General features: G+C 58.9%; 26 protein-coding genes and 1 tRNA gene. 6 read left to right on the forward strand and 21 right to left on the reverse strand.

The genetic code is table 11. From position 1 onward, the window contains the following. Positions 1-103: 103 nt before the first annotated feature. From sctL to FBY10_RS00750, 11 genes are all read right to left on the reverse strand, one after another. The gene (sctL, locus tag FBY10_RS00695; RefSeq protein WP_145335450.1) at positions 104-676 is read right to left on the reverse strand and encodes a type III secretion system stator protein SctL; all 573 of its coding nucleotides are present in this window, start codon (positions 674-676) and stop codon (positions 104-106) included. Positions 677-1,249: 573 nt separating this feature from the next. Further along, a complete protein-coding gene (gene sctJ, locus FBY10_RS00705; protein WP_122309105.1) occupies positions 1,250-2,050 on the reverse strand; it encodes a type III secretion system inner membrane ring lipoprotein SctJ in 801 nt (266 codons plus the stop codon). 966 nt (positions 2,051-3,016) lie between these two features. Then, a complete protein-coding gene (locus tag FBY10_RS00710) occupies positions 3,017-3,940 on the reverse strand; it encodes a sigma 54-interacting transcriptional regulator (RefSeq protein ID WP_131700406.1) in 924 nt (307 codons plus the stop codon). A 314-nt stretch (positions 3,941-4,254) separates the two neighbouring features. Continuing rightward, positions 4,255-5,355 carry a redox-regulated ATPase YchF gene (ychF, locus tag FBY10_RS00715; RefSeq protein WP_065924046.1) on the reverse strand — a complete coding sequence of 367 codons (1,101 nt, stop codon included), beginning with the start codon at positions 5,353-5,355 and terminating at the stop codon, positions 4,255-4,257. Between the two features lie 22 nt (positions 5,356-5,377). Continuing rightward, a complete protein-coding gene (gene pth, locus FBY10_RS00720) occupies positions 5,378-5,962 on the reverse strand; it encodes an aminoacyl-tRNA hydrolase (RefSeq protein ID WP_131698530.1) in 585 nt (194 codons plus the stop codon). Positions 5,963-6,129: 167 nt separating this feature from the next. Next, a complete protein-coding gene (locus tag FBY10_RS00725; protein ID WP_131698529.1) occupies positions 6,130-6,729 on the reverse strand; it encodes a 50S ribosomal protein L25/general stress protein Ctc in 600 nt (199 codons plus the stop codon). Positions 6,730-6,867: 138 nt separating this feature from the next. Beyond that, entirely contained in the window at positions 6,868-7,809 is a 942-nt protein-coding gene (locus tag FBY10_RS00730) for a ribose-phosphate pyrophosphokinase (protein ID WP_003171603.1), read from the reverse strand. A gap of 46 nt (positions 7,810-7,855) precedes the next feature. Further along, positions 7,856-7,930: transfer RNA gene (locus FBY10_RS00735), tRNA-Gln, on the reverse strand. A 37-nt stretch (positions 7,931-7,967) separates the two neighbouring features. Then, the gene (gene ispE / locus FBY10_RS00740; protein WP_256663403.1) at positions 7,968-8,771 is read right to left on the reverse strand and encodes a 4-(cytidine 5'-diphospho)-2-C-methyl-D-erythritol kinase; all 804 of its coding nucleotides are present in this window, start codon (positions 8,769-8,771) and stop codon (positions 7,968-7,970) included. A gap of 49 nt (positions 8,772-8,820) precedes the next feature. Beyond that, positions 8,821-9,438: a lipoprotein insertase outer membrane protein LolB gene (gene lolB / locus FBY10_RS00745; protein WP_131698528.1), complete on the reverse strand. Its 618-nt coding sequence runs from the start codon at positions 9,436-9,438 to the stop codon at positions 8,821-8,823. A 4-nt stretch (positions 9,439-9,442) separates the two neighbouring features. Further along, on the reverse strand, positions 9,443-11,167 hold the full coding sequence (locus FBY10_RS00750) for a tetratricopeptide repeat protein (RefSeq protein ID WP_145335447.1): 1,725 nt from the start codon (positions 11,165-11,167) through the stop codon (positions 9,443-9,445). Positions 11,168-11,441: 274 nt separating this feature from the next. Here FBY10_RS00750 and hemA point away from each other — a divergent pair, with 274 nt between their 5' ends. The 6 genes from hemA to FBY10_RS00780 all read left to right on the forward strand — a co-directional run bounded on the left by hemA (position 11,442) and on the right by FBY10_RS00780 (position 16,795). Continuing rightward, positions 11,442-12,728 (forward strand): glutamyl-tRNA reductase, encoded by a 1,287-nt coding sequence (gene hemA / locus FBY10_RS00755; RefSeq protein WP_145335445.1) that lies wholly within the window; start codon positions 11,442-11,444, stop codon positions 12,726-12,728. Next, positions 12,725-13,807, forward strand: coding sequence for a peptide chain release factor 1 (gene prfA, locus FBY10_RS00760; protein WP_027606884.1), 1,083 nt, complete (start codon positions 12,725-12,727; stop codon positions 13,805-13,807). The genes hemA and prfA overlap by 4 nt, the downstream gene beginning before the upstream one ends. After that, positions 13,808-14,638 (forward strand): peptide chain release factor N(5)-glutamine methyltransferase, encoded by an 831-nt coding sequence (prmC, locus tag FBY10_RS00765; RefSeq protein ID WP_131698525.1) that lies wholly within the window; start codon positions 13,808-13,810, stop codon positions 14,636-14,638. Continuing rightward, positions 14,632-15,387: a molybdopterin-synthase adenylyltransferase MoeB gene (locus FBY10_RS00770; protein ID WP_145335443.1), complete on the forward strand. Its 756-nt coding sequence runs from the start codon at positions 14,632-14,634 to the stop codon at positions 15,385-15,387. Before prmC ends, FBY10_RS00770 begins: the two co-directional genes overlap by 7 nt. Then, positions 15,380-16,174, forward strand: a complete 795-nt coding sequence (gene murI / locus FBY10_RS00775) for a glutamate racemase (RefSeq protein ID WP_145335441.1) — start codon at positions 15,380-15,382, stop codon at positions 16,172-16,174. Before FBY10_RS00770 ends, murI begins: the two co-directional genes overlap by 8 nt. Positions 16,175-16,276: 102 nt before the next feature. After that, positions 16,277-16,795, forward strand: coding sequence for an acyloxyacyl hydrolase (locus FBY10_RS00780; RefSeq protein ID WP_131698522.1), 519 nt, complete (start codon positions 16,277-16,279; stop codon positions 16,793-16,795). A 136-nt stretch (positions 16,796-16,931) separates the two neighbouring features. Here FBY10_RS00780 and FBY10_RS00785 read toward each other — a convergent pair whose 3' ends face one another. From FBY10_RS00785 to FBY10_RS00830, 10 genes are read right to left on the reverse strand one after another with little or no spacing between them, the layout of a single operon-like run. Beyond that, positions 16,932-17,237 (reverse strand): YkgJ family cysteine cluster protein, encoded by a 306-nt coding sequence (locus FBY10_RS00785; protein WP_016977069.1) that lies wholly within the window; start codon positions 17,235-17,237, stop codon positions 16,932-16,934. A gap of 54 nt (positions 17,238-17,291) precedes the next feature. After that, positions 17,292-17,771, reverse strand: a complete 480-nt coding sequence (locus FBY10_RS00790) for a DUF2878 domain-containing protein (RefSeq protein ID WP_145335439.1) — start codon at positions 17,769-17,771, stop codon at positions 17,292-17,294. Next, positions 17,764-19,035, reverse strand: coding sequence for a cyclopropane-fatty-acyl-phospholipid synthase family protein (locus tag FBY10_RS00795; protein WP_145335437.1), 1,272 nt, complete (start codon positions 19,033-19,035; stop codon positions 17,764-17,766). The genes FBY10_RS00790 and FBY10_RS00795 overlap by 8 nt, the downstream gene beginning before the upstream one ends. After that, the gene (locus FBY10_RS00800; protein ID WP_131698519.1) at positions 19,022-19,831 is read right to left on the reverse strand and encodes a DUF1365 domain-containing protein; all 810 of its coding nucleotides are present in this window, start codon (positions 19,829-19,831) and stop codon (positions 19,022-19,024) included. Before FBY10_RS00800 ends, FBY10_RS00795 begins: the two co-directional genes overlap by 14 nt. Then, a complete protein-coding gene (locus FBY10_RS00805) occupies positions 19,828-21,075 on the reverse strand; it encodes an NAD(P)/FAD-dependent oxidoreductase (protein WP_145335435.1) in 1,248 nt (415 codons plus the stop codon). Before FBY10_RS00805 ends, FBY10_RS00800 begins: the two co-directional genes overlap by 4 nt. Next, complete coding sequence (locus FBY10_RS00810; protein WP_145335433.1) at positions 21,072-21,854, reverse strand: SDR family oxidoreductase; 783 nt, start codon at positions 21,852-21,854, stop codon at positions 21,072-21,074. The genes FBY10_RS00805 and FBY10_RS00810 overlap by 4 nt, the downstream gene beginning before the upstream one ends. Then, the gene (locus tag FBY10_RS00815) at positions 21,851-22,273 is read right to left on the reverse strand and encodes a nuclear transport factor 2 family protein (protein WP_145335431.1); all 423 of its coding nucleotides are present in this window, start codon (positions 22,271-22,273) and stop codon (positions 21,851-21,853) included. The genes FBY10_RS00810 and FBY10_RS00815 overlap by 4 nt, the downstream gene beginning before the upstream one ends. Further along, a complete protein-coding gene (gene phrB, locus FBY10_RS00820) occupies positions 22,266-23,708 on the reverse strand; it encodes a deoxyribodipyrimidine photo-lyase (RefSeq protein WP_145335429.1) in 1,443 nt (480 codons plus the stop codon). Before phrB ends, FBY10_RS00815 begins: the two co-directional genes overlap by 8 nt. Further along, positions 23,709-24,638 (reverse strand): MerR family transcriptional regulator, encoded by a 930-nt coding sequence (locus tag FBY10_RS00825; protein ID WP_131698514.1) that lies wholly within the window; start codon positions 24,636-24,638, stop codon positions 23,709-23,711. 15 nt (positions 24,639-24,653) lie between these two features. Next, entirely contained in the window at positions 24,654-25,619 is a 966-nt protein-coding gene (locus FBY10_RS00830; RefSeq protein ID WP_145335427.1) for a DUF523 and DUF1722 domain-containing protein, read from the reverse strand. Positions 25,620-25,701 lie beyond the last annotated feature (82 nt).

Consider the following 25,701-nt stretch of genomic DNA (forward strand, 5'->3'; position numbering starts at 1 on the left):
GTTCCTTTAAACTCTGTTATTGGTATTTTTTACTGATTTGGTTTTTTGCAGAGCGCAGTTTTCAGCATGAACTGAGCATTATTAGATGTTGCTCCGATATTCTTTATAAGGTGTGAAAAAAAGCGGTGAGCATGGTCTCCCAGCTGATACAAAAGTCTCCCTCCTCTGTTTTCAGGATCAGTGTTTGAGGAGGGGTCGCCTCATCCGCGTTAAGTTTCCAAATAGTAGGTTTTTGATGAGCAAACCATCGTTTTATCTCATCAAAATCATGCGGATGGCAGAATAGGTCCGCGCAGACTTCGTGGACTTGATTCGCCATCAATTGCCTCAGGAGTGCCGCCAGCCTGATGGGACGGGGTGTTTCATCAAGCAGGCATCGAATAGCCTCACGGGTGATGAAACTCGCATGTTGCTCGAGCTTGTCGCACATGGCTTGACGATCGTGCTCCCAACGTTTGAGCTGAGCATCAGCGCGTCGCCAGATTTCCAGAGATGCTTCCTCCTTCAACGTCTCACATCTTTTTTGCGCCAAACTCAGCAACTTATCGGCTTGATCGTTGGCGTGCCTCAAGAGCTGTTCTGCCTGTATCCAATTTGCAAGTTCTTCCCGTGGGATGAGACTGCGAGGCAATTCGTGCCTGTCCTTGGGCACATCAATGGTATGTCGGTATAACATCACTGATCTCCTTACCCATGTGAGCCAGGGGGTATAGAGTCGCTTGGCAAGGAGGTTACACGCCAGACGACCGCCTGCCAGAGGGTGCTTAATCGGTTGCTTGTGTTCTCTAGGCAGATAGATTTTTTTTCAACCTCATACGTTCTCTGACGGGGAAAGCGCAATCTAAGGCGCTGCCAGATAGGAGGGTCGAGCCAGCTAAGTAGCAGTTGTAATGGATCTGCTTCGGGGGAAAGCATTGCAGGAGGAAGTGCCTTAGATAGGCGTCTGCACCAGTGGTGATGACTTTCACTCAACGTTGGAGCCGCATGAGGATTAACGGTGTCGTGAGCCAGTGTCAGCGCCAGGTCGAGTTGTTCACTTGACGCAAGGGCCAAGCGCAGCACGGTGGGGTTTGTCGCAGGGGGTAAACAGGCTTTCACACCCATGAATACGCCCCCTACCGGCTGTTTGCCCTGATAAAGGGTATCAAACGTAGCGTGCTGACCCTCCTTCCAGTCTTCATGGGCGTTTTGCCAAGGGCATGCCCACCACTGAACCCATGCCAGGTGCTCACTCAGTGGGTATTCGATCTTAGGCATCATTCGCAGGTCCGGCAGAATCGTTCATTACTGACGACGCGTGCAGAAATCGCTGACGCCGACGGTGCATAAATAGCGTGGCAACAACAGTTACCACCACGCCAAGCAGAGCGGTGATTAATGTGCTACGCCAAAAACCTAGATCCTCGCCGGGCACCAGGAAGGGGCCAAAATACACTAGGCGTTGCTGCTCCTGATAAGCAGTCGCTGGAACGAATATCACGCTGAGTTTTTGAGGGTTGTCGATTGCCGTGGCCATGCCTGGGATGCTGCCTGCCACCATCCTGCGAACACGTGCGCGGATGTTGTCGGGATCCAGGCGTGGGTCGTGTTTTATAAACACAGAAGCAGATGCGGGCTGGACCGGTTCACCGGGTGCGATGCGTTCAGGCAGTACCACGTGGACTCGGGCAACGATGACTCCGTCAATGTTGGACAGCGTGGCCTCAAGTCCTTGGGACAAGGCATAGATGTAGCGCGCTCGCTCTTCGAGCGGCGTGGAGATAACGCCTTCCTTGCGAAATGTTTCGCCCAGTGTCGTCCTGGCCGCTCGTGGCAGACCCGCGGCTTCCAAGGTACGTACGGCGCGCCCGATGTCGTTTGCGTTGACCGTCACAATGACACCATCTTTGCTAGGGACTTTTTTCGCGCGAATGTGTTTATCTGCAAGTTCTGCTATGACCTCATTGGCCTCTTGCTCAGAGAGCTTGCTATGGAGCTCGACCCGCTCACCGCAACCGTTCAGCATAAGTATAGTTGCCAGGAGTAATACGAAAGGCAATAAGTTATTCATGTTGATTATTGCAAGTTAGAAACTTTGTCAATGCTTTGTGTCGTCTTGGCAAGGCATTTTACTAGCAGTTGGGAGGTTGTTTGTATATTCGCCAGCACTCCAGGGAATTCCCGGAATTTAGTCATGTCCAGCTGCTTGTTAGTTGATTTAAGCAGTTTTGCCATTCGCATTTTAGAGGTGTATAACGGATTGATAGCCTCAGCAATCCCGGGGGCTAGAGAAGGCCTGGTATTAGATGCGTTTATCTTTGTATGCTCTTCGAGCAATGATGTGAAGAAACAAGAGTCGCTATGGCAGGTTGACTGATCTCGTTTGGTGTTAGTAGTGCCGAGATCTAGCTTTTTCTCTAAGTCAACAAGTTCTCTTATTTGCATAACATACCTATTATATAAAGCGCCGCAGAAAAATTTACAAAGAATAGTGAGCGCTCACTACGGTTTGGGGTCGAGGCGGGGCCTCTCGGGCTGATATGCCCGAGAGGTAGAAACTATTAAGTTTTGGCAACTTGAAGGAGGTCGTTAAATTTTTTCTTATCAATTTGCTTCAAGGCAGTTTCAATTTTATTCTCTCTGTCAAGGCCGTCAAGAGCGTCTGCGGTGGAGTTAGATCCCGATCCCGAGCTCGGTAAGGCGCCGTAGTTTTGCTGTTGAGGATATAGACTTGTTGGGGAGAGACCGGATATAGCCATGAGAAAAACTCCAGAACATTAATTTTCAAGTTTGTTTTTTGCTGTCGATCAAAAATGTGGAAAAGGTCATTTTTTCTCACAAATGATCTTGGCGTTAGATATGTGGCTTGTAGGTCGGTGGCGTTCCATGTCATGAGTAAATTAGATATTTCTAAATGTGTTGCTGGCATGAATGTCGGTATGATATTTTTGTTAAGGCATGGAGTTGCTGAATTTCTCGAGGTGTACCCAGGGGGGGCAAATGTTTCTAGAGAAAATGCACCTTCAAGCCAACCTGATTACCTCAGCGATATCGCTAGCTGTTTCATCCTATAGTATAAAGTCCGCTTGGTTACCTTAAGCTCAACCGCTACATTGTCTACACAGTGTTGGTGCCGGAACAACGACTCTTCAATTAGCGCTTTTTCAATTTGCTGCAAGCGCTCCTTGAGGCTTGCTTGAACTTCTTGTTCGCTGCTCATGGGAGTAGAAAACGGTGGCAAATTCAACACGAACCGTTTGGCCGTTGACCGTAGTTCACGCACGTTGCCGAGCCAGGTGTGGCATAGCAGTTGTTGCAGTAGCCCCTCAGAAGGGTGCGGGGCAGTGCATTTGAAGTGGTTTGCTTCTTGCCGGATCATTTCCAGGAACAGCGGAATGATGCGCTCGCGTCGCTCCCGCAGTGCCGGGAGCTGAATATTCACGACGTTCAGGCGAAAATACAGGTCACGCCTGAAGGTGCCGTGTTCGACCATCTGGTGCAGCGAGTGCTGGGCAGACGCAATGACGCGCATGTCCACAGGGATGAAGCGGGTCGAACCCAGGCGCTCCACGCCGCGTGATTCCAGCACGCGTAGCAGCTTGGCCTGCAGGTTCAATGGCATGCTGTCGATCTCATCAAGGTAAAGCGTGCCCAGGTGGGCAGCCTCTACGAAGCCGGCCCTGGATTGCATCGCCCCGGTATAGGCGCCGCTGTTGACGCCGAACAATTGGCTTTCCGCGAGGCTTTCCGGGATGGCTGCACAGTTCACGGGAACAAAATTACCTCTCCGTCCCGATAGAAGATGAATCCGTTGTGCTAGCGTATCTTTGCCTGTACCGGTTTCCCCCAGTAACAAAATGTCAATGTTGAGGGTAGCCGTGTTGTTTAGTGTGTTTTCAATATCTGGGCCTTCAATGAGTGAAAATGCCGTTTCATTTTCCATGTTGAAGGTTGTCGACATTGAAAGATGTTCCCTTCCTGCTATTAATTCATTGTTAAAAGGACGTTATGCTCGCGATGACCAGTGGCGTAGATTATAGGGGCTGTCATTCATTCTTAAAGGGGGGCGACGGGCAATTGCTGTAGGAAAGTGTCTTTCTGTTGTAGCGATGAAGTCGCACTGTTCTTGGTGGGTGCGAGGAATAAGCAAGTCAAATAGGATAAGTCTGAAAGTATTTAATATTCGGATATGAAGGCTATATAAAATTAAATACGTGCCCACAAAAAAGCCGATGCAATGCATCGGCTTTTTTATTGGTGTATTAAGAGTGACGTTTACACGTTAAAGCGGAAGTGCATCACGTCGCCATCCTTGACGATATATTCCTTACCTTCCAAACGCCATTTACCGGCTTCCTTAGCACCGGCCTCACCCTTGAACTGGATAAAGTCGTTGTAGGCGATCACTTCAGCGCGGATAAAGCCTTTTTCAAAGTCGGTGTGGATCACACCGGCAGCCTGTGGCGCAGTGGCGCCGACTTTTACGGTCCAGGCGCGGACTTCTTCGACACCGGCGGTGAAGTAGGTCTGCAGGTTGAGCATTTCGTAGCCGGCGCGGATCACGCGGTTCAGGCCAGGTTCTTCCAGGCCCAGGGCCTCAAGGAACATGTCTTTCTCTTCGCCGTCATCCAGCTCGGCGATTTCCGCTTCGATCTTGTTGCACACCGGCACCACGATGGCGCCTTCTTCGTCGGCGATGGCCTTGACCACGTCGAGCAAAGGGTTGTTCTCGAAGCCATCTTCAGCGACGTTGGCGATGTACATCACAGGCTTGGTGGTCAGCAGATGGAAGCCCTTGACCACGGCCTTCTCGTCAGCGCCCATGGTCTTCATCAGGCTGCGTGCCGGCTTGCCCAGGGTGAAGTGCGCGATCAACTGTTCCAGCAGGCCTTTCTGGACCACAGCGTCCTTGTCGCCGCCTTTGGCGTTGCGTGCGACTTTCTGCAGTTGCTTCTCGCAGCTGTCGAGGTCGGCGAAGATCAGTTCAAGGTCGATGATCTCGATGTCGCGTTTCGGGTCGACGCTGTTGGAGACGTGAATCACGTTCTCGTCTTCAAAGCAGCGGACCACGTGGGCGATGGCATCGGTTTCACGGATGTTGGCCAGGAACTTGTTGCCCAGGCCTTCACCTTTCGACGCGCCGGCTACCAGGCCTGCGATGTCGACGAACTCCATGGTGGTCGGCAGGATGCGCTTGGGATTGACGATGGCCGCCAGTGCTTCCAGGCGCGGATCGGGCATCGGCACGATGCCGCTGTTGGGTTCGATGGTGCAGAAGGGGAAGTTCTCCGCCGCAATACCGGACTTGGTCAAAGCGTTGAACAAGGTGGATTTGCCGACGTTGGGCAGGCCGACGATGCCGCAATTGAATCCCATGGTGTTTCCCCTCGGAAAAAAGTCAGGCCTTCTGGCTGTGCAGGTTTTTCATCGCGCGGTTCCATTCACCGGCGAAGATATCCGGCAGCACGCCGAGGGCAAAGTCGATGCTGGCATCGAGTTTTTCCTGTTCGGCGCGTGGCGCACGACCCAGGACGAAATTTGAAACCATACTGGCGACGCCTGGGTGGCCTATGCCGAGCCGCAGGCGGTAAAAATTATTCTGATTGCCCAACTGCGCGATGATGTCGCGCAGGCCATTGTGCCCGCCATGCCCGCCGCCTTGCTTGAGCTTGGCAACACCGGGTGGCAGGTCCAGTTCGTCATGGGCCACCAGGATTTCCTCGGGTTTGATCCGGAAGAAGCCCGCAAGCGCCGCGACAGCCTGGCCGCTGCGGTTCATGTAGGTGGTGGGAATCAACAGACGAATATCCTGACCCAGGTGCGAGAAGCGCCCGGTCAGGCCAAAATATTTGCGATCGGCCACCAGGTTTACACCTTGGGCGTGGGCGATGCGCTCAACAAAAAGGGCCCCCGCGTTATGCCGGGTCTGTTCGTATTCGGCGCCTGGATTTCCCAGGCCAACGATCAGTTTAATGGCAGTCACGACAGGGGCCCTTCCTTTGGAGTTGTGGATAACATCGCCTGACCTGAGTGCGGCGAAAGTGGACGACAGGAGCTAACTTATCCAGAGATAAACTTCGCGTTATCGCCCGCTTTCTCGCTACGTTTCGGTCCGCGATGTTTCCTCAAGCTCCGGCAATACAGAGTGAATTACTCTGCAGCGCCTTCTTCAGCTTCTGGAGCAACGCGTGGAGCGTGTACGTTTGCAACAGCTTTGTCATCACCGTGAGCCAGTGCAACGAACTCAACGCCTTTAGGGGCCTTGAGGTCGGACAGGTGAATGATGTCGCCGATTTCCAGAGCCGACAGGTCGACTTCGATGAACTCAGGCAGGTCTTTCGGCAGGCAGGTCACTTCGATTTCAGCAACAACGTGCGAGACTTCGCCGCCTTTCTTGACCGGAGCTTCTTCACCCACGAAGTGCACAGGTACGATAGCGGTCAGTTTCTGACCCGCTACGACGCGTACGAAGTCAGCGTGCAGCACGTGGCCTTTAGCTGGGTGACGTTGCAGGGCCTTGATGATGACGTTCTGCTTTTTGCCACCAACGTTCAGCTCGATGATGTGGCTGTAGGCCGCATCGTTTTCGAGCAGTTTGGCAACTTCTTTAGCCAGCATGCTGATGGATTCAGGGGCTTTGTCGCCACCGTAAACTACAGCTGGAACCAGGCTTGCGAGACGACGCAGGCGGCGGCTCGCACCTTTCCCCAGGTCGGAACGCACTTCAGCATTCAGAGTAAAATCGTTCATGTTGTATCTCCAAAATAACCACATTCGCCCCAGCGTTTGCGACCAGCGCTAAAGGCGATATGGGCAAAAAAGCCCCGCCCCAACAGTATGCTGGGGCGGGGCGCTTTTCGTCAGTGAGGTGTTCCGAAGGTTTGACCCTTAGCGGAACATCGCGCTGATCGATTCTTCGTTGCTGATGCGGCGAACCGCTTCGGCAACTACCGGCGCGATATCCAGTTGACGGATACGCGCACAGGCTTGAGCAGCGGCGGACAACGGGATGGTGTTAGTCACCACCAGTTCGTCCAGCACGGAGTTCTCGATGTTCTCGATCGCTCGGCCCGACAGCACAGGGTGTGTGCAGTAGGCGAAGACTTTAGCTGCACCGTGCTCTTTCAAGGCTTTGGCCGCGTGGCACAGGGTGCCGGCGGTGTCGACCATGTCATCAACCAGAATACAGGTACGCCCTTCGACATCACCGATGATATGCATCACTTCAGAGTGATTGGCTTTCTCGCGGCGTTTGTCGATGATCCCGAGGTCCACGCCCAGGGATTTGGCAACAGCCCGTGCACGCACGACGCCACCAATGTCCGGGGACACAATCATCAGGTTTTCAAAGCGCTGGTCTTCGATGTCATCCACCAATACGGGGGAGCCGTAGATGTTATCTACCGGAATATCGAAGAACCCCTGGATTTGGTCAGCGTGCAGGTCAACCGTGAGCACACGGTCGATGCCTACCACGGTGAGCATGTCAGCAACGACTTTCGCGCTGATAGCCACACGTGCGGAACGCGGACGGCGATCCTGACGTGCATAACCAAAGTAAGGGATTACAGCTGTGATTCGAGTCGCTGAGGAGCGGCGGAAGGCATCAGCCATCACGACGAGTTCCATCAGGTTATCGTTGGTCGGAGCGCAGGTCGGCTGGATAATGAAGACGTCTTTACCGCGGACGTTTTCATTGATCTCGGCTGTAATTTCGCCGTCGGAGAATTTACCGACAGAGATGTCACCGAGAGGGATATGCAGCTGACGTACGACACGTCGAGCCAGATCGGGGTTGGCGTTCCCCGTAAAGACCATCATCTTGGACACGCGCAGTACCTAGAGGCTGAGGGTAACCTGGATGAGTATTAGAAAATGGCAGGGGCGGCTGGATTCGAACCAACGCATGGCAGGATCAAAACCTGCTGCCTTACCGCTTGGCGACGCCCCTGTATCTGTTGCAACGAGTACCCAGTACTCGATTCCTTTTAGAGCAGACTTTGCAGCTTGCGATGCAACATCGAAACGTTGCTTCCCTTTGCTACAAACCCTGTAAGGGTCTCTGTAAGAAGGGCCGAGACTTTATCAGCTTCAGCTTTGCTTGGGAAGCCCCCAAACACACAACTTCCAGTTCCGGTTAATTTTGCTTCGGTAAAATTACCTAACAAATTCAAAGCGTTACGTACCTCTGGATAACGCCTTGCTACAACCGGTAAGCAGTCATTTCGACTGTTTCCCTTGGGAACGGGGCGCACTTTAATGGGAGGAGAGTTACGTGTCAACAGCGGATCTGAAAAAATTTCTGCTGTACTTACAGATACTTGCGGGACAAGCACGACATACCACGGCTCTTCGGGGTATTCCGGGGTGAGTTTTTCCCCCACACCCTCAGCAAAAGCGGCGTGTCCACGCACGAAAACCGGGACGTCGGCGCCCAGCGTGAGGCCCAGCGCAGCCAGGCGATCATGGTCCCAGCCCAGTTGCCACAAGTGGTTCAGTCCCAGCAGTGTGGTCGCGGCATTCGAGCTGCCACCACCGATTCCGCCACCCATGGGCAAAATTTTATCGATCCAGATATCGATGCCCTGGGAACAGCCGGACTGCTCCTGGAGTTTTTTGGCGGCTCTCACGATCAGATTGCTGTCGTGGGGCACGCCTTCGAATTCAGTGTGCAACTGGATCACGCCATCGTCGCGCAGGGCGAAGGTGAGCTCATCGCCGTAGTCGAGAAATTGAAACAGCGTCTGCAACTCGTGATAGCCGTCTTCACGGCGACCGAGAATGTGCAGCATCAGATTGAGTTTGGCCGGCGAGGGCAGGGTCAGTCTTTCTACGGCCACGTTATTGCCCCAGCTTGCGCGGTTGCCAGTCCTTGATCACCAGCGTGACGTCCAGGTCGGTGCCATGCAGCTTGATACGCTCTGGCAACCAATAACCGCCCTGTTCCACGTAGCTGAGGTACTCGACCTGCCAGCCATCTTGTTCCAGGGTGGCCAGGCGGCTGTCACCGTTAAGGCTCAGGCGGCTCTTGCTGTCCGGCGCAGGCAAGCCGCGGACCCACCACACCAGATGTGAGACCGGCAGTTTCCAGCCAATCTGTTCTTCCAGCAGCGCTTCGGGCGATGTGGCCTCATAGCGACCCTGATTGGCGACTTCGAGGCTGACTTGTCCTGGGCGACCCGTCAGGCGAGCAGCGCCACGCCCCAAGGGGCCGGACAAGCGAATGTCGTAGTAGTCCTGGCGTTGCAGCCAGAACAAGGTACCGCTGCCGGAGTCTTTCGGTGCGCGAACCCCGACTTTGCCTTCGATCTGCCAGCCGTCGATGCTGGCGAGCTGATCCTTGTGCTGCTTCCATTGCGCCGGGTTGCCCTGGCCCTCAACGGATTCGCGGGCACCGAAGCCCGCGCAACCGGCGAGCAGGGCAATGAAGCTGAAAACGATAACGTGGCGCAAGAACATAAGCTTAAAGGGTCTCGGATCCGGTCAGGCGCTTGATGGTGCCGCGCAGGATGGGGCTTTCGGGTTGTTCCTTGAGGAATTTTTCCCAGATTTGGCGGGCTTCGCGCTGCTTGCCATTGGCCCACAGCACCTCGCCCAGGTGTGCAGCGACTTCCTGATCGGGGAAGCGCTCCAGGGCCTGGCGCAGCAAGCGTTCGGCTTCGTCGAGGTTGCCCAGGCGATAGTTCACCCAGCCCAGGCTGTCGAGTACAGCCGGGTCTTCCGGGTTGAGCTTGTGCGCTTGTTCGATCAATACCTTGGCTTCGTCGTAACGCGTGGTGCGGTCGGACAAGGTGTAGCCCAGGGCATTGAGGGCCATGGCGTTGTCCGGGTCACGCTTGATGATCAGGCGCAGGTCTTTTTCCATCTGCGCCAGGTCATTGCGTTTTTCCGCCTGCATGGCGCGGGTGTACAGCAGGTTTAAATCGTCGGGGAATTGCAGCAAGGCTTGTTGCAGCACCTTCCAGGCGCGCTCGCCCTGATTATTGGCTGACAAGGTCTCCGCCTGGATCAGGTAAAGCTGGATCGCGTAGTCCGGTTCGGCATCCCGTGCAGCAGCCAGGCGTTTTTCTGCCTCATCGGTACGCCCGTTGCTCATCAGGATGTCGGCCTGGCGCAGTTGGGCCGGCAGGTAGTCGTTGCCTGGCCCGACTTGTGCGTATTCAAGCAGGGCGGCCTGGGGGTCGTTGCGCTCTTCAGCGATGCGGCCCAGGTTCAGGTGCGCCGAGTCGACATGACTTTCGCGCTCGATCAGCTCTTCCAGATAACCCTTGGCCTCGTCCCAGGCCTTCGCTTCCAGGCACACCAGCGCCAGGGAGTAACGCAGTTCATCGTCGTCCGGGTATTGCTGGAGCAGGTTGGCGAACTGCACTTTGGCGTCCTCCATTCGGTCCTGCTCCACCAGCGTGCGCGCGTAAGTCAGGCGCAGGCGCTTGTCGTCCGGATATTTCTTGATGCTTTTTTCCAGCAGTGGAATCGCTTCCTTGCCGCGGTTGAGGTTCTGCAGCAGGCGCGCGCGCAGCAGAATCGGCGCGATCTCGCCGTCTTCCGGCGGGTTCTGTTCCAGCAGCTTCAATGCGGCTTCGGCTTCATCATCCTGTTGCAGCAGCAGGGCCTTGCCGAACACCAGTTGACTGTTCTTCGGGTGTTTTTGCAGCAGGCGGTCGAAACTCTTCATCAGGCCGTTTCGGGTGTCCTGGTCGGTGTCGGCAGCCGACAGCGCGAGGAAGTCGAAATGGGTGTCGCCCTTGCCCTGCAGGACTTTCTCCATATAGACCATGGAGTCGTCATAGCGCCCGGCGCGGGCCAGTTGAATGGCCGCTGCCCGTTGTGCCTCCAGATCGTCCGGCGCGTTCTTTGCCCAGATCAGCGAGGTATCCAGTGCGGCCTGATCGGCCCCCAGGTACTCGGCAATACGGAACGCCCGCTCGGAAATCCCCGGATCCTGAGTGTTGATGGCCTGGGTCACATAATTATCCAGCGCAATATCGAAGCGATTGCGCTGGCCGGCCAGTTCCGCACTGAGCAGGCTGAACACCGTTTCTTCACTGAACGAGGAATAAACCTTGGGCTTTTCAGGGGCGGGGGTGCTGTCTTCCACCGGCGGTGTACCGTCCGGCGACACGGGTGCCATGGCCTGGCAGCCGCTGAGGAAGACAAAAGCAAGGAGCAACGCGGAGGATCTATTCATATAGGAAGAGGACGACTAACCTGCGGTCGGATCATCATGACACAAGCCTTCGGTCAAACATAACCGTGTAGGAGCGAGCTGGCTCGCGATAAGCCTGAGGACAACGCGTTTTATCAGGAGGCCGCGTCATGGTTCACGACCATCGCGAGCAGGCTTGCGCCTACAGATGGCCTTTTTATAGGCATAAGCTACTAGGACAATAGACGACGGTGGTTGTTCTGAATCTTTCGAAGTAGGACAATTGTCGGCTTCCCGACATCATCAGCGATATTGAATGGCCTTCCTCGCACTCGGTATTAACCACAAGACTGCTTCCGTAGACGTGCGCGAGCGCGTGGCGTTTACGCCAGAGCAGTTGGTTGAGGCCTTGCAGCAGCTCTGCCGTCTCACCGACAGCCGCGAAGCTGCGATCCTTTCGACCTGCAATCGCAGTGAGCTTTATATAGAGCAGGAACATCTTTCAGCGGATGTGGTACTGCGCTGGCTGGCCGATTATCACCATTTAAGCCTCGAAGACCTGCGCGCGAGCGCCTATGTGCACCAAGACGATGCGGCAGTTCGTCACATGATGCGTGTGGCATCCGGTCTCGATTCGCTGGTGTTGGGCGAGCCGCAGATCCTGGGCCAGATGAAGTCCGCCTACGCCGTGGCGCGCGAGGCCGGCACCGTCGGTCCGCTGCTGGGCCGTCTGTTCCAGGCCACTTTCAATTCCGCCAAGCAGGTGCGTACCGATACTGCCATCGGTGAAAACCCGGTGTCCGTGGCGTTTGCCGCCGTCAGTCTGGCCAAGCAGATCTTCAGCGACTTGCAGCGCAGCCAGGCGCTGTTGATCGGCGCCGGCGAGACCATCACCCTGGTTGCCCGCCACCTGCATGACCTGGGCGTGAAGCGCATCGTGGTCGCCAACCGTACCCTGGAGCGCGCCAGCATCCTCGCCGAGCAGTTCGGCGCCCACGCGGTGCTGCTGTCGGACATCCCGGCCGAACTGGTGCGCAGCGATATCGTCATCAGCTCCACCGCCAGCCAGCTACCGATCCTCGGCAAGGGCGCGGTTGAAAGCGCGCTGAAACTGCGCAAGCACAAGCCCATCTTCATGGTCGATATCGCCGTTCCGCGGGATATCGAGCCCGAAGTCGGCGAGTTGGACGACGTTTACCTCTACAGCGTCGACGATCTGCATGAAGTGGTGGCCGAAAACCTCAAGAGTCGCCAGGGCGCTGCCCAGGCTGCTGAGGAGATGGTCAGCATCGGCGCCGAAGAGTTCATGGTGCGCCTGCGTGAACTGGCAGCGGTGGACGTGCTCAAGGCGTATCGTCAGCAGGGCGAACGCCTGCGTGATGAAGAGTTGATCAAGGCCCAGCGCCTGCTCGCCAACGGCGGCAGCGCCGAGGAGGTGCTGATGCAACTGGCCCGCGGCCTGACCAACAAGCTGCTGCATGCGCCCAGCGTACAATTAAAAAAACTGACTGCCGAAGGCCGCCTCGATGCGCTGGCCATGGCCCAGGAACTCTTTGCCCTCGGTGAGGGCGCGCCCAGCTCTTCGGATAAAAAATCGCAATGAAAGCGTCACTGCTCAATAAACTGGACGTCCTCCAGGACCGTTTCGAAGAACTGACCGCCTTGCTCGGCGATGGCGAGGTCATCTCCGATCAGACCAAATTCCGCGCCTATTCCAAGGAATACGCCGAAGTTGAGCCCATTGTGGCTACTTACAAAAACCTCACCAAAGTGCAGGCCGACCTCGAAGGTGCCCAGGCACTGCTCAAGGACAGCGACCCGGACATGCGTGAAATGGCCGTGGAAGAAGTCCGCGAAGCCAAGGAAAAGTTGGCCGAGCTGGAAGGCGACCTGCAACGCATGCTGCTGCCCAAGGACCCCAATGACGGGCGCAACGTGTTTCTCGAGATCCGTGCCGGCACCGGCGGTGATGAAGCGGCGATTTTCTCCGGCGACCTGTTCCGCATGTATTCGCGTTATGCCGAGCGTCGCGGCTGGCGGGTCGAGATCCTGTCCGAGAACGAGGGCGAGCACGGCGGCTATAAAGAAGTCATTGCGCGGGTCGAAGGCGACAACGTCTATGGCAAGCTGAAGTTCGAGTCCGGAGCCCATCGCGTGCAGCGGGTTCCGGCGACGGAATCTCAGGGCCGTATCCACACCTCGGCCTGCACCGTGGCCGTGTTGCCTGAGCCGGACGAGCAGGAAGCTATCGAGATCAACCCAGCCGACCTGCGGGTCGACACCTACCGCTCGTCGGGCGCCGGTGGTCAGCACGTCAACAAGACGGACTCGGCGATCCGTATCACCCACTTGCCATCGGGCATCGTGGTGGAGTGCCAGGAAGAGCGCTCCCAGCATAAGAACCGTGCGCGGGCCATGTCCTGGCTATCGGCCAAGCTGAATGACCAGCAGACCAGCGCCGCCGCCAACGCGATTGCCAGCGAGCGCAAATTGCTGGTGGGCTCGGGCGACCGCTCCGAGCGCATCCGTACCTACAACTTTGCCCAGGGTCGGGTCACCGACCACCGGGTCAACCTCACCCTTTACTCGCTGGACGAGATTCTCGCTGGTGGCGTGGATGCGGTGATCGAGCCATTGCTCGCCGAATACCAGGCCGATCAACTGGCGGCGATAGGTGAATAAATGACCATTATCGCCAGCCTGTTGCGCGCCGCTGACTTGCCCGACTCGCCCACGGCGCGCCTGGATGCCGAACTGTTGTTGGCGGCTGCCTTGGGCAAGTCCCGCAGCTACCTGCACACCTGGCCGGAAAAAATCGTCAGCAGCGAAAACGCCCTGACCTTTGCCGGCTACCTGCAACGCCGCCGCGGCGGTGAACCAGTGGCCTATATCCTCGGTCAGCAAGGTTTCTGGAAGCTGGACCTGGAGGTCGCGCCCCACACGCTGATCCCGCGTCCGGACACCGAGCTGCTGGTGGAAGCGGCCCTGGAATTGTTACCGGCCACCCCCGTCAAGGTCCTCGACCTGGGCACCGGCAGCGGCGCCATCGCCCTGGCCCTGGCCAGCGAGCGCCCGGCCTGGCACGTCACGGCCGTCGACCGCGTGCTGGAAGCCGTGGCCCTGGCCGAGCGCAATCGCCAGCGCCTGCACCTTAATAACGCCACGGTGCTCAACAGCCATTGGTTCAGCGCCCTGGCAGGCCACACTTACGATCTGATCATCAGCAACCCGCCCTACATCGCCGACAATGATCCGCACCTGGTGGCCGGCGATGTGCGTTTTGAACCGGCCAGCGCCCTGGTGGCGGGCCATGATGGTTTGGACGATCTGCGGCTGATCACCGCCCAGGCCCCGGCCCACCTGAACGCCGCCGGCTGGCTGCTGCTGGAGCACGGTTACGACCAGGCCGCCGCGGTGCGCGACCTGTTGCTGAGCCAAGGCTTCGAGCAGGTGCACAGCCGTATCGACCTTGGCGGTCACGAACGCATCTCCCTGGGACGCTGGCCGTGCTGACCGATCAGGAGCTGTTGCGCTACAGCCGACAGATTCTGTTGCAGCATGTCGACATCGACGGCCAATTGCGCCTGAAAAACGCCCGTGCGTTGATTGTCGGCCTCGGTGGCCTGGGCGCCCCGGTGGCGATGTACCTGGCCGCCGCCGGCGTCGGCGAATTGCACCTGGCGGATTTCGACACCGTCGACCTCACCAACCTGCAACGCCAGATCATCCATGACACCGACAGCGTCGGGCAGGCCAAGGTCGACTCGGCCATCCATCGCCTGAGCGCCCTCAACCCCGAAATCAAATTGGTCGCCCATCGCATCGCGCTGGATGCCGATACCTTGGCGGCGGCCGTGGCGGCCGTGGACGTGGTACTCGATTGCAGCGACAACTTCTCCACCCGCGAGGCGGTCAATGCCGCCTGCGTGGCGGCGTGCAAGCCATTGATCAGCGGCGCGGCGATTCGTCTTGAAGGGCAGCTGTCAGTATTCGATCCACGTCGGGCCGACAGCCCGTGCTACCACTGTTTATACGGGCACGGCAGCGACACTGAACTCACCTGCAGCGAAGCGGGCGTGGTTGGCCCACTGGTCGGCCTGGTCGGCAGCCTGCAAGCCCTGGAGGCGCTGAAACTGCTGGCCGGTTTCGGCGAGCCGCTGGTGGGCCGCTTGCTGCTGATCGACGCATTGACCACACGCTTTCGTGAATTGCGCGTCAAGCGTGATCCCGGTTGCAGTGTCTGCGGGACGCGACATGGGTAAGGATGCGCCGATCGGTGTGTTCGATTCCGGCGTCGGCGGCTTGTCGGTGCTGGATGAGATTCAGCAATTGCTGCCCCATGAGTCACTGTTGTACGTCGCCGATTGCGGACATATCCCCTACGGTGAGAAAACCCCGGCGTTCATTCTTGAGCGCTCCCGGTCGGTTGCCGAATTTTTCCGCGAGCAGGGTGCCAAGGCTTTTGTGATCGCCTGCAACACCGCCACCGTTGCGGCCGTCGCGGATTTGCGCCAGGACTACCCCGATTGGCCCCTGGTGGGCATGGAGCCCGCAGTCAAGCCCGCTGCTGCTGCCACTCGCAGTGGCGTGGTCGGGGTGCTCGCCACTACCGGTACGCTGCAAAGCGCTAAGTTCGCCGCGTTGCTCGACCGTTTTGCCACCGATGTGCGGGTGATCACCCAGCCGTGCCCGGGCCTGGTGGAGCTGATTGAAACCGGTGATCTGGATAGCCCGACCCTGCGTCAGTTGTTGCAGGGCTATATCGACCCGCTGCTCAGCGCCGGCTGCGACACCATCATCCTCGGCTGCACCCACTATCCCTTCCTCAAGCCGCTTCTGGCGCAGATGCTGCCCGCCAGCATCATCCTCATCGACACCGGCGCTGCCGTCGCGCGGCAGCTCAAGCGTTTGCTGGGCGAACGCGATCTGCTGGCCCTCGGCGATCCTGAGCCGACACAGTTCTGGACCAGTGGTGATGTGTATCACCTAAGAAATATCCTACCGACACTATGGAAACATTCTGGAGTTGTGCGAAGCTTCGGGTCGTGAAAATTTCGTGAAATGTCGCTGAACTTCTGAGTGTGCGTCAGCTTCTATAGCGAGATGGCCTGTAAAAAATCATACAACTTCGTTTTCAAAGGACTGTTTCTTATGAAGCGCTTGTTCTGTTTGGCCGCGATTGCGGCTGTAGTGGTGGGACACTCTGTTTCGACCCAGGCCGCAGGCCTGGAGTTTGGGGTTGGCAGCACCAGTGATTCGACGTTGACCTATCGACTGGGCCTGACCTCGGATTGGGACAAAAGCTGGATGCAAAGCGACGTCGGTCGCCTGACCGGCTATTGGAGCGGCGCCTATACCTATTGGGAAGGTGATGACCGTGCAGGCGCGAGCAGCCTGTCGTTCTCGCCGGTATTCGTGTATGAGTTTGCCGGCCAGTCGGTCAAGCCCTACATCGAAGCCGGGATCGGTGTAGCGGTGTTTTCCCGTACCAAGCTGGAAGACAACAACATCGGCCAGGCTTTTCAGTTCGAAGACCGCTTGGGTTTCGGCCTGCGCTTCACCGGTGGGCATGAAGTGGGCATTCGCGCCACGCACTACTCCAATGCCGGGATCAGCAGCAATAACGATGGTGTAGAAAGTTACTCGCTGCACTACACCATGCCGCTGTAATTCCCAGGAACGCTGCAAAACAGTGTGGGAGGGGGCTTGAACCCGATGGCGATGGATCAGTTGGCAAATTCCGCGACTGACACTCCGCTATCGGGGGCAAGCCCCCTCCCACATTAAGGTCTTCACTGGCCTGAGATCAGCGGTAGGCCGTGGCGATTCCTTCGCGCTCGGTCAGGCACTCCGGTGCGCCCATCTCGAACTCGCGGCAAATCAGCGGCCGACGCTCGTAGATCGTGCACATCATCGTGTCGCGATCCAGTGCCGCGCACCAGCCGTCGTCCAGGCGCAGCATCACTTCACCGCCCCAATCGTCAGTGTCGATATAGCGCTCCGGCACGCCGGTGTCGGTGATCAGCATCACTTCCAGCTGGCAGCAGCAGGCCGCGCAGGTCGAGCAGGTGACGGCGGGTTCGGTGATTTGAGTGTGCGGGATGTTGGTCATAGGCGCGCAGTGTAAGGCAAGCGGGTGACGCAGGTGTGAAAGGTCTGACAGGCGTCAGCGCGCCAGCCGATGCAGTCCGACGAACACCGCCGCCCAAAGCAGCGCCAGCCCCGCCATGGTGGGTAGCAGTGGGTAGCCAAAATGCACGCCCGCCAACTGGCTCCCGGCGTAATACGACAGCGGCCCCCCGATCGCTCCCAATGCTGCCGCACGCCACCAGGGCCGTGCACTCCAGGCCAGGCAATGGCGCAGGGTGGTGGCCAGCACTGCCCACAGCAGGATGAGCCACAACGGAATCAGTGGTCCCGGCTCGCTAAATTGAAAGACGCCCAGGCTGCGCAGCATCGTATCCAGTACCGTGCCGAGCAGCGTCACGCGGATAATCAGCGCGCCGTCCTGGGCCCACGAACTTATCCACAGCAGGTGGATTGCCAGCACCGCCAGCCCCACCAGCAACCAAGGGCTATCGCCACCGAGTACACAGGCAAACCACCCGCACTGGAACAGCACGGCATTGGCCAGTGGTTTAAGCACTGAAGCGCCCGAGCAACGGAGGGTTGATGGCCGACGGTTTGGCCAACAGCAATTGCGCCGTGCCAATAGTGCGTTCCATAAAGCCGCCCTCGCAGTAGCACAGGTAGAACTCCCACAACCGCAGGAAATATTCGTCGTAGCCCAACTCCGTCAGGCGGCCGTGGGCGTGGCGAAAGTTCTCGTGCCACAGGCGCAGGGTTCGTGCGTAGTGCAGGCCGAAATCTTCCATATGCAGCAGGTTCATGTCGGTGTCGCGGCTGACGATGTGCAGCATGTTCTGCACACTGGGCAGGGCGCCGCCGGGGAAGATATAGCGCTGGATAAAGTCGACGCTGTTCTTCGCCTGTTCAAAGCGTTGTTCACGGATGGTGATGGCTTGCAGCAACATCAGGCCATCGCGCTTAAGCAGGTGCGCGCACTGCTTGAAGTAGGTCGGCAGGAAGCGATGGCCCACCGCTTCGATCATCTCGATGGACACCAGCTTGTCGTACTCGCCGGTCAGGTCGCGGTAGTCCTGCAGCAGCAACGTGACCTGGTCTTGCAGGCCCAGGGCCGCGATGCGTTTTTCGGTGTAGGCGAACTGCTCTTTGGACAAGGTCGTGGTGGTGACCTTGCAGCCATAATGCTGCGCCGCATACAGCGCCATGCTGCCCCAGCCGGTGCCGATTTCCAGCAGATGATCGGTGGGTTTGAGTGCGAGCTTCTGGCAGATGCGTTCCAGTTTGTTCAGTTGCGCTTGCTCCAGGGTGTCGTCGGGCGTCAGGAACTGCGCGGCCGAATACATCATGGTCGGGTCTAGGAATTCTTCGAACAGCTCGTTGCCGAGGTCGTAGTGGGCGGCGATGTTTTTCTGCGAGCCCTTGCGCGTGTTGCGGTTGAGCCAGTGCAGGCCTTGGGTGAACGGCCGCGCCAGTCTCGCCAGGCCACCCTCCATCGCGTCGAGCACATCCAGGTTACTCACCATCACCCGCACCACTGCGGTCAGGTCCGGGCTGCTCCAATACCCATGGATAAACGCTTCGCCGGCGCCGATGGAACCGTTGGCCGCCACCAGCCCCCATACCGCCGAATCGAGGATCTGGATTTCCCCCAGCAGGTGCGCTTCCCGTGCGCCGAATACCTGGCGCTCGCCGTCCTCGATCACCACCAACTGGCCATGGCGCAGTTGGCTGAGTTGGCGCAGCACGCCCTTGCGCAGCAGCGCACTGGTCATGCCGTTGACGTTCAGGCGGTTGGTCTTGACCGATAAACTAGGGGATTTCATGGCGTCGATCCTTGGTGTACCCGACAGCTGTGCGAGAGGCGCCGTCGGCGGCCTGATGGGAAAAAATCGGTGTGCGCTTGAGCAACAGGCGCAGGGCCTGCCAATAAATGGCCAGGCAGGTCTTGGCGGTCATCCACGGAAAGCGCCACAGGTAACGGTGCAGGCTGGCGCGGTTCAGCGTTTCTTTGTGCAGGCTCAAGGTGGCATCGAAGACTTTCACCTCGCCCTGCCAATCGGCCATGTGCACGCCGAGCTTGGCGGCGGGCGGGCTGAAGCTCATGCGGTATTCCAGGTCGCGCGGCAAAAACGGCGACACGTGAAACGCCTTGGCCACGGCGAAGTGCTGGTGCTCCTCCGCACCAAGGGCCTGGGCTGGCAGCACGTAGTGATAGCGCTCGCGCCATGGGGTGTTGGTCACTTCGCACAGGATCGCGGCCAGTTGCCCATCGGCCTCGAAGCAGTAGAAGAAACTCACCGGATTAAAAGCCAGGCCCCAACTGCGGGCCTGGGTCAGCAGGCAGATAACGCCCTGGGGTGTATGCCCCAGAGCCTTGCCGACTTCCTGGCGCACGGCATCGGTCAAGCTCATGCCGTGGCGCGTGAATTCATGCAGGTAGTCCTGCTGGCGAAAACCGAAGGGCGCCAGGCGACTTGCGCCGGCCAGGGGCGATAGCCCGAGCACTTCGTCCTGTTCACTTAAGTCCAGGTACAGCAGACCGATGCGGTAGCGAAAGGCGTGGGCCTTGGGGGCAAACCGCCGATGGGCGATCCAGCCACTGTACAGGGCGCTGTTCACAGGCTTTCCCCAAAGGCTTCGGCCACGCGCAAGGCGCTGACCACGCCGTCTTCATGGAAACCATTGGCCCAATAGGCGCCGCAATACCACGTATGTCGCGTGCCGTTCAGTTCCTCCCAACGCGCTTGCGCGGCCACGGCGGCCAGGCTGTATTGCGGGTGGGCGTAGGTGTAGCGTGCGAGGATCTTCAGCGGGTTGATCAGCGACGTCTGGTTGAGGCTGACGCAAAAGGTGGTGGCGCTGTCGATACCTTGCAGGATGTTCATGTCATAGGTGACAGCGGCCTGGGTCTGCGCGTCGCCGCTCAGCCTGTAGTTCCAACTGGCCCAGGCCAGTTTGCGGTCGGGCAGCAGGCGCGTGTCGGTGTGCAGCACCACGTCGTTGTCGGCATAGGGCAGGGCGCCGAGGATCTCCTGCTCGGCCTGGCTCGGCTCGTTGAGCAAGGCGAGTGCCTGGTCGCTGTGGCAGGCGAACACCACCTTGTCGAAAGCTTCGGTGCCGGCGGCGCTGTGGATAATCACCCCCTCAGCGTCACGCTCGACCAGGTGCACGGGGCAGTTGAGGCGGATGTGCTCACGAAAGCTGCGGGTCAGCGGTTCGATATAACGACTGGAACCGCCCTCGATCACGCACCACTGCGGCCGGTTGTTCACCGAGAGCAAGCCGTGGTTCTTGAAGAAGCGCACAAAGAACTGCAGCGGAAAGTTCAGCATGTCCGCCAGGGACATCGACCAGATCGCTGCGCCCATCGGGACGATGTAATGCCGGATAAATCGCGGCCCGTAACCGCCGGCTTCGAGGTAGTCGCCCAGGGTCATCTCGGCGCTGATGCGCTGCTCTTGCAGGTCCCGCGGTGCCTGGCGATTGAAGCGCAGGATGTCGCGCAGCATGCCCCAGAAGCCCGGCGACAGGATATTGCGGCGCTGGGCAAACAGGCTGTTGAGGTTGTTGCCGTTGTACTCGAAGCCGTTGCTCTGGTCGCACACCGAAAAGCTCATTTCGGTGGGCTTGAAGGTGACGCCGATCTGCCCCAGCAGGCGAATGAAGTTGGGGTAGGTCCAGTCGTTGAACACGATGAAGCCCGTGTCCACCGCATAGGGTTCGCTCTCTACGGTGACGTTGACCGTGTGGGTATGCCCACCGATACGCTCGCCCGCCTCGAACAGCTTGATGTCGTGACGGCGGCTGAGCAGGTAGGCGCTGGTTAGCCCGGCGATGCCGCTGCCGATAATGGCGATCTTCACAGGTCGTCCTTCTTCGGTGGCGGGCTGCGCAACATGCGTTTGCCGATGATCAATTGCGCGCGGTTCGGCAGTTTCGACAGCGGCCACAGCGTGGCGATAAACAGCGCAGGGAAGGCGATCTCCAGCGGGCGCTTCTCCAGCTTGGCGAAAATATGCCGCGCGGCCTTGTCGGCGGACCAGCTCAGGGGCATCGGGAAGTCATTGCGTTCGGTGAGCGGGGTGTCGACAAAGCCCGGACTGATCACCGTGACGTCGATGTTCTCGGGCGACAGGCTGATGCGCAGGGATTCGAACAGGTAGCGCAGCCCAGCCTTGGATGCGCCATACGCTTCGGCCCGTGGCATCGGCAGGTAGGTCACGGCGCTGGCGACGCCCACCAGGTGTGGCGTGCGCCCGGCGCGCAACAACGGCAGCGCCGCTTCAATGCAGTAACTGCTGGCCAGCAGGTTGGTGCGCACCACGTGTTCGATAATCGAGGAATCGAATTGCCTGGCGTCGACATATTCACAGGTGCCGGCGTTGAGGATTACGGTGTCGACCGAACCCCAGGCCGCGCCGATGTATTCACCGATCTCGCGCACGGTCTGGCTATTGGTCAGGTCGCCGGCCACCACCAGCACCTGGCCGGGGTACCGTTGGGCGAGTGCTTCCAGCGGGCCTTTGGTGCGCGAACTGACGGCCACGTGGGCGCCGCTGTTGAGCAGCTCCACGGCCAGGGAAGCGCCGATGCCACTGCTGGCACCGGTCAGCCAATAACGACGGGGCGGCAGTGCGTTCATCCCACTCTCCTTTTCAACCAACTGACGACCCCACCCAGCACGGGAAGGTGTTCGTACAACAGGGCGCCGGCATCGAAGTAGTCGCGGTGGTGGTACACCTTGTCCCGCCACATCAAATGCGAGCAGCCCTCCACGCGGATGACCTTGCCCTTGCCCAGGCGCGGGTGGCAGAAACTCATGTTCCAGCGCAGGTAACCTTCGCCTTCGGCCACCTGGTCGAAACCGTGGAAGTCGAAGCGCAGTTGGCTGACGTTGCTGTACAGCTCGGCGAAATACGTGTGCAGCGCAGTCAGACCGTGGATTTCATGCAGCGGGTCAGTGAACGCGATGTCCTTGCTGTAGAGGCCGTCGAGCAACTGCAGGTTGTGCTTGTCCAGCGAGGCGAAGGCCTGGGCGAAGCGGGGCAGGAAGTCACTCATGTTCGGCGACCTCCTGGCGTGAAGGCAGGTTGCGAAAGGCCGCCAGGGCGCGTTCGCGGGATTTTTTCAGGTCGACAATCGAGCGCGGATAATCTGTCACGCCAAACAAACCGCCGGCGGTTTCCGGGTTGTGTACTTCCTTCTTGTTCAGCGTGGCCAGCTCCGGCAGCCAGTGCTTGATAAATACACCTTCGCTGTCGAATTTTTCCGACTGGCTCAGCGGGCTGAAAATCCGGAAGTACGGCGCCGAGTCGGTGCCGGTGGATGAGCTCCATTGCCAGCCGCCGTTATTGGCCGCCAGGTCGCCGTCGATCAGGTGCCGCATGAAGAAACGCTCGCCTTCGCGCCAGTCGATCAACAGGTTCTTGGTCAGGAACATCGCCACCACCATGCGCAGGCGGTTATGCATCCAGCCGGTTTCCAGCAGTTGGCGCATCGCGGCATCGATGATCGGCAGGCCGGTGCGGGCTTGCTGCCAGGCGGCAAGGTCCTTGGGTGCATCGCGCCAGGCCAGGGCTTCGGTCTCGGGGCGGAAAGCGCGGTGACGGGAGACCCGTGGGTAGCCGACCAGAATATGTTTGTAGAACTCACGCCACAGCAGTTCATTGATCCAGGTGATGGCGCCGATGTCGCCGCTTTCGAACTCGCCCTGATTGGTTTGCAGTGCGGCGTGCAGGCATTGGCGCGGCGAAACCACGCCGGCGGCCAGGTAGGCGGAGAGCTGGCTGGTGCCGGGCTTGGCCGGAAAGTCGCGTTCGTCTTTGTAGTAGCTGATCTGCTGGTCGGCGAAGGCGTCGAGGCGGCGGCGGGCTTCGTCTTCGCCGGCGGGCCAGAGGGCGCGCAGGGTCTCGCTGGGTGGCTCAAAGCCTTCGACCTGTTCGGGAATCGGATCGCTCTTGAGGGGGATCGGGCTTTGGGCCTGTGGCGTCGCGACCAAGCGCGGCAGGGCGCTGTGCAGGCGAGCGTAGCAGACCTTGCGGAACTGGCTGAACACCTGGAAGTAGGTGCCGGTCTTGGTCAGCACGCTGCCCGGTTGGAAAAACAGTTGGTCCAGGTAGCTGTGGAACGTCACGCCGCCGGCTTCCAGCGCCTCAGCGACAGCAGCATCGCGACGGCTTTCATGAATGCCGTATTCCTCGTTGACGTGCACCGACTCCACGGCCAGTTCCCGGCACAGTTGATTCAATACGGCGGGGGCCTGGTCCCAGGTGGCGGCGTGGCGGATCAGCAAGGGCATGTTCAGTGCGCCCAGGGCCTGGCTCAAGTGCTGCAGGTTGCGCAGCCAGAAATCCACTTTGCACGGCGCATCGTCATGGGTCAGCCATTGCTCAGGCGTGATCAGGTACACGGCCGCCACCGGGCCTCGCTGGCAGGCCGCAGCCAGGGCGGTGTTGTCGTGAAGGCGCAAGTCGGTGCGCAGCCAGATCAAGTGCATTTAAATAAGTCCACGCTGGATCAGGAGCTGGTGGGCCGACAGCGGGTCTTCGGCCACGAACAATTCAGGAGTGTCTTGGGTTAATACGGCCAGCTCGGCCTGGTGGATGCAGACCGTGGGTCCGACGAGCAGTTTTGCGCAACTGACTCCGCCCAGCAGCTTGGTCAGTGCGGGCAATTGCAGGGCCTTGCTCGAATACAGGAGCACGGCACGCGGTTGCAGGTGTTCCGCCGCCAGGGCCAATTCGCCGGTGGGCAATGGCCAGTCGAAGACTTCCACCGGGCAATCGGCGCTGCTGGCCAGCCAGGCGCTGAGCCACAGGTGCGGCTCCAGGGGCAGGTCGGAGTGGTTGACCAGCAACAGTGGCGCGCCGTGCAACTGGCGATTGTTGTGGTAGATACGTGCACCGAATTTGCTGCGCAGCCAGGACAGGAAAAACACCCGTTCCATCTGTGCGCCAAACTGGCCTTGCCAGCGTTGCTCCAACTCCTGCAGCAGCGGCAGCAGCAGTTGCTCACACAGGGTGCGCGGCGGGTACAGCGCCATGGCCTGGTTGAACACATCGTCCACCCGGCGTTCGGCCAGCTCGCTGACGGCCTGCACCAGGTTCTGGCGCAAGGCTTGCCACTCGTTCTTTACGGCATCGGGAAGGGCTTGAGCGGAATCGATCAGGCCTTTGACCTGGCTGACCGGTACGCCGCGATTGAGCCAGGTGAGGATGGTGTGGATGCGTTGTACATGCTCGGCATTGAACAGCCGATGGCCCTTGGGCGTGCGCTGGGGCACGATCAGGCCATAACGGCGTTCCCAGGCGCGCAGAGTCACGGCGTTGACGCCGGTCTGGCGCGCCACTTCGCGGATCGGCAGCCAACCGTCTTCGAGGGCTTGGGCGATGTCTGCGCCGGGTTCGTCTTGCAAGATAGCGGTCATGACGCTTTTCATGGTTTAGATCGCATTACGCAGGCTGAGATTTTCCGGGTGCGGCTGCAAGTAGGCCTGCTGCGCGATGTAGCGGTCCGGGTGTTGGCGAAAGTGATGCTTGAGCAGGGTCAACGGCACCACCAGTGGCACGATGCCCTGATGGTACTGGCCGATAACTGTCTGTATTTCCTGTTTGTCATCGGCGCTGATGGCCTGCTTGAGGTAGCCGCTGATGTGTTGCAGCACGTTGGTGTGGGTGCCGCGGGTGGCGCACTTTTTCAGGCCGGTCATCAAGTCGCTGAAATAGCAGGCGCCCAACTCGTCGAGGTCGACGTCCTTGGCCATGCTGCCGAGGCGGTGGCCCAGGCTCTTGTAATGCATCAGGCTGTGGGCCATCAGCAAATACTTGTAGCGCGAGTGAAACGCCAGCAAGCGGTGGCGGGTCAGGCCCTCGGCCTGCAGTTGCTGCCAACTGGCGTAGACGAAGACGCGGGTCAGGAAGTTTTCCCGCAGTACCGGGTCATTCAGGCGGCCGTCTTCTTCCACAGGCAGGTTCGGGTGACGCGCGCAGAACGCCTGGGCGTAAATGCCACGCCCGCCGCCCTCCACCGGCGCTCCGTTTTCACGGTAGACCTTGACGCGTTCCAGACCGCAGGATGGCGACTTCTGCATGAAGATGTAACCGCACAGGTCGGTGTGTTCGGCGGCCATTTTGCGGGCGTATGCGTCCAGCGGCGCGGTGACATTCAGCTCGCGGTGTACGGTGCCGACGGCCTGGGGTTGTTCGGCATCGCCCACCAGGCGAATGGTTTCACGGGGGATACCCAGGCCGATCGCCACTTCCGGGCACAGCGGCACGAAGTCGAAATACTCGGCGAGTACTTCGCTGCATAGCTGGGATTGCTTGTGACCGCCATTGAAACGCACGTTCTCGCCCAGCAGGCAGGCGCTGATGCCAATCTTCGGCTTGATGGACGATGGTGCGGGCATGGCCAAACCTCTGCAAGATTCCTGTACAAAATATAAAATCTGTACAACCAAGTCTCATCATAGGTTTGATGCTGTACAAGTC

Source organism: Pseudomonas sp. SJZ103, assembly GCF_007828335.1.
Lineage (GTDB): Bacteria > Pseudomonadota > Gammaproteobacteria > Pseudomonadales > Pseudomonadaceae > Aquipseudomonas.

Coding starts and splice junctions, on each gene's coding strand:
- sctL (WP_145335450.1), bottom strand. CDS start 676: ATGTTATACCGACATACCATTGATGTGCCCAAGGACAGGCACGAATTG.
- sctJ (WP_122309105.1), bottom strand. CDS start 2,050: ATGAATAACTTATTGCCTTTCGTATTACTCCTGGCAACTATACTTATG.
- FBY10_RS00710 (WP_131700406.1), bottom strand. CDS start 3,940: ATGTCGACAACCTTCAACATGGAAAATGAAACGGCATTTTCACTCATT.
- ychF (WP_065924046.1), bottom strand. CDS start 5,355: ATGGGATTCAATTGCGGCATCGTCGGCCTGCCCAACGTCGGCAAATCC.
- FBY10_RS00725 (WP_131698529.1), bottom strand. CDS start 6,729: ATGAACGATTTTACTCTGAATGCTGAAGTGCGTTCCGACCTGGGGAAA.
- ispE (WP_256663403.1), bottom strand. CDS start 8,771: ATGCTGCACATTCTCGGTCGCCGTGAAGACGGCTATCACGAGTTGCAG.
- lolB (WP_131698528.1), bottom strand. CDS start 9,438: ATGTTCTTGCGCCACGTTATCGTTTTCAGCTTCATTGCCCTGCTCGCC.
- FBY10_RS00750 (WP_145335447.1), bottom strand. CDS start 11,167: ATGAATAGATCCTCCGCGTTGCTCCTTGCTTTTGTCTTCCTCAGCGGC.
- hemA (WP_145335445.1), top strand. CDS start 11,442: ATGGCCTTCCTCGCACTCGGTATTAACCACAAGACTGCTTCCGTAGAC.
- prfA (WP_027606884.1), top strand. CDS start 12,725: ATGAAAGCGTCACTGCTCAATAAACTGGACGTCCTCCAGGACCGTTTC.
- prmC (WP_131698525.1), top strand. CDS start 13,808: ATGACCATTATCGCCAGCCTGTTGCGCGCCGCTGACTTGCCCGACTCG.
- murI (WP_145335441.1), top strand. CDS start 15,380: ATGGGTAAGGATGCGCCGATCGGTGTGTTCGATTCCGGCGTCGGCGGC.
- FBY10_RS00780 (WP_131698522.1), top strand. CDS start 16,277: ATGAAGCGCTTGTTCTGTTTGGCCGCGATTGCGGCTGTAGTGGTGGGA.
- FBY10_RS00785 (WP_016977069.1), bottom strand. CDS start 17,237: ATGACCAACATCCCGCACACTCAAATCACCGAACCCGCCGTCACCTGC.
- FBY10_RS00795 (WP_145335437.1), bottom strand. CDS start 19,035: ATGAAATCCCCTAGTTTATCGGTCAAGACCAACCGCCTGAACGTCAAC.
- FBY10_RS00810 (WP_145335433.1), bottom strand. CDS start 21,854: ATGAACGCACTGCCGCCCCGTCGTTATTGGCTGACCGGTGCCAGCAGT.
- FBY10_RS00815 (WP_145335431.1), bottom strand. CDS start 22,273: ATGAGTGACTTCCTGCCCCGCTTCGCCCAGGCCTTCGCCTCGCTGGAC.
- phrB (WP_145335429.1), bottom strand. CDS start 23,708: ATGCACTTGATCTGGCTGCGCACCGACTTGCGCCTTCACGACAACACC.
- FBY10_RS00825 (WP_131698514.1), bottom strand. CDS start 24,638: ATGACCGCTATCTTGCAAGACGAACCCGGCGCAGACATCGCCCAAGCC.
- FBY10_RS00830 (WP_145335427.1), bottom strand. CDS start 25,619: ATGCCCGCACCATCGTCCATCAAGCCGAAGATTGGCATCAGCGCCTGC.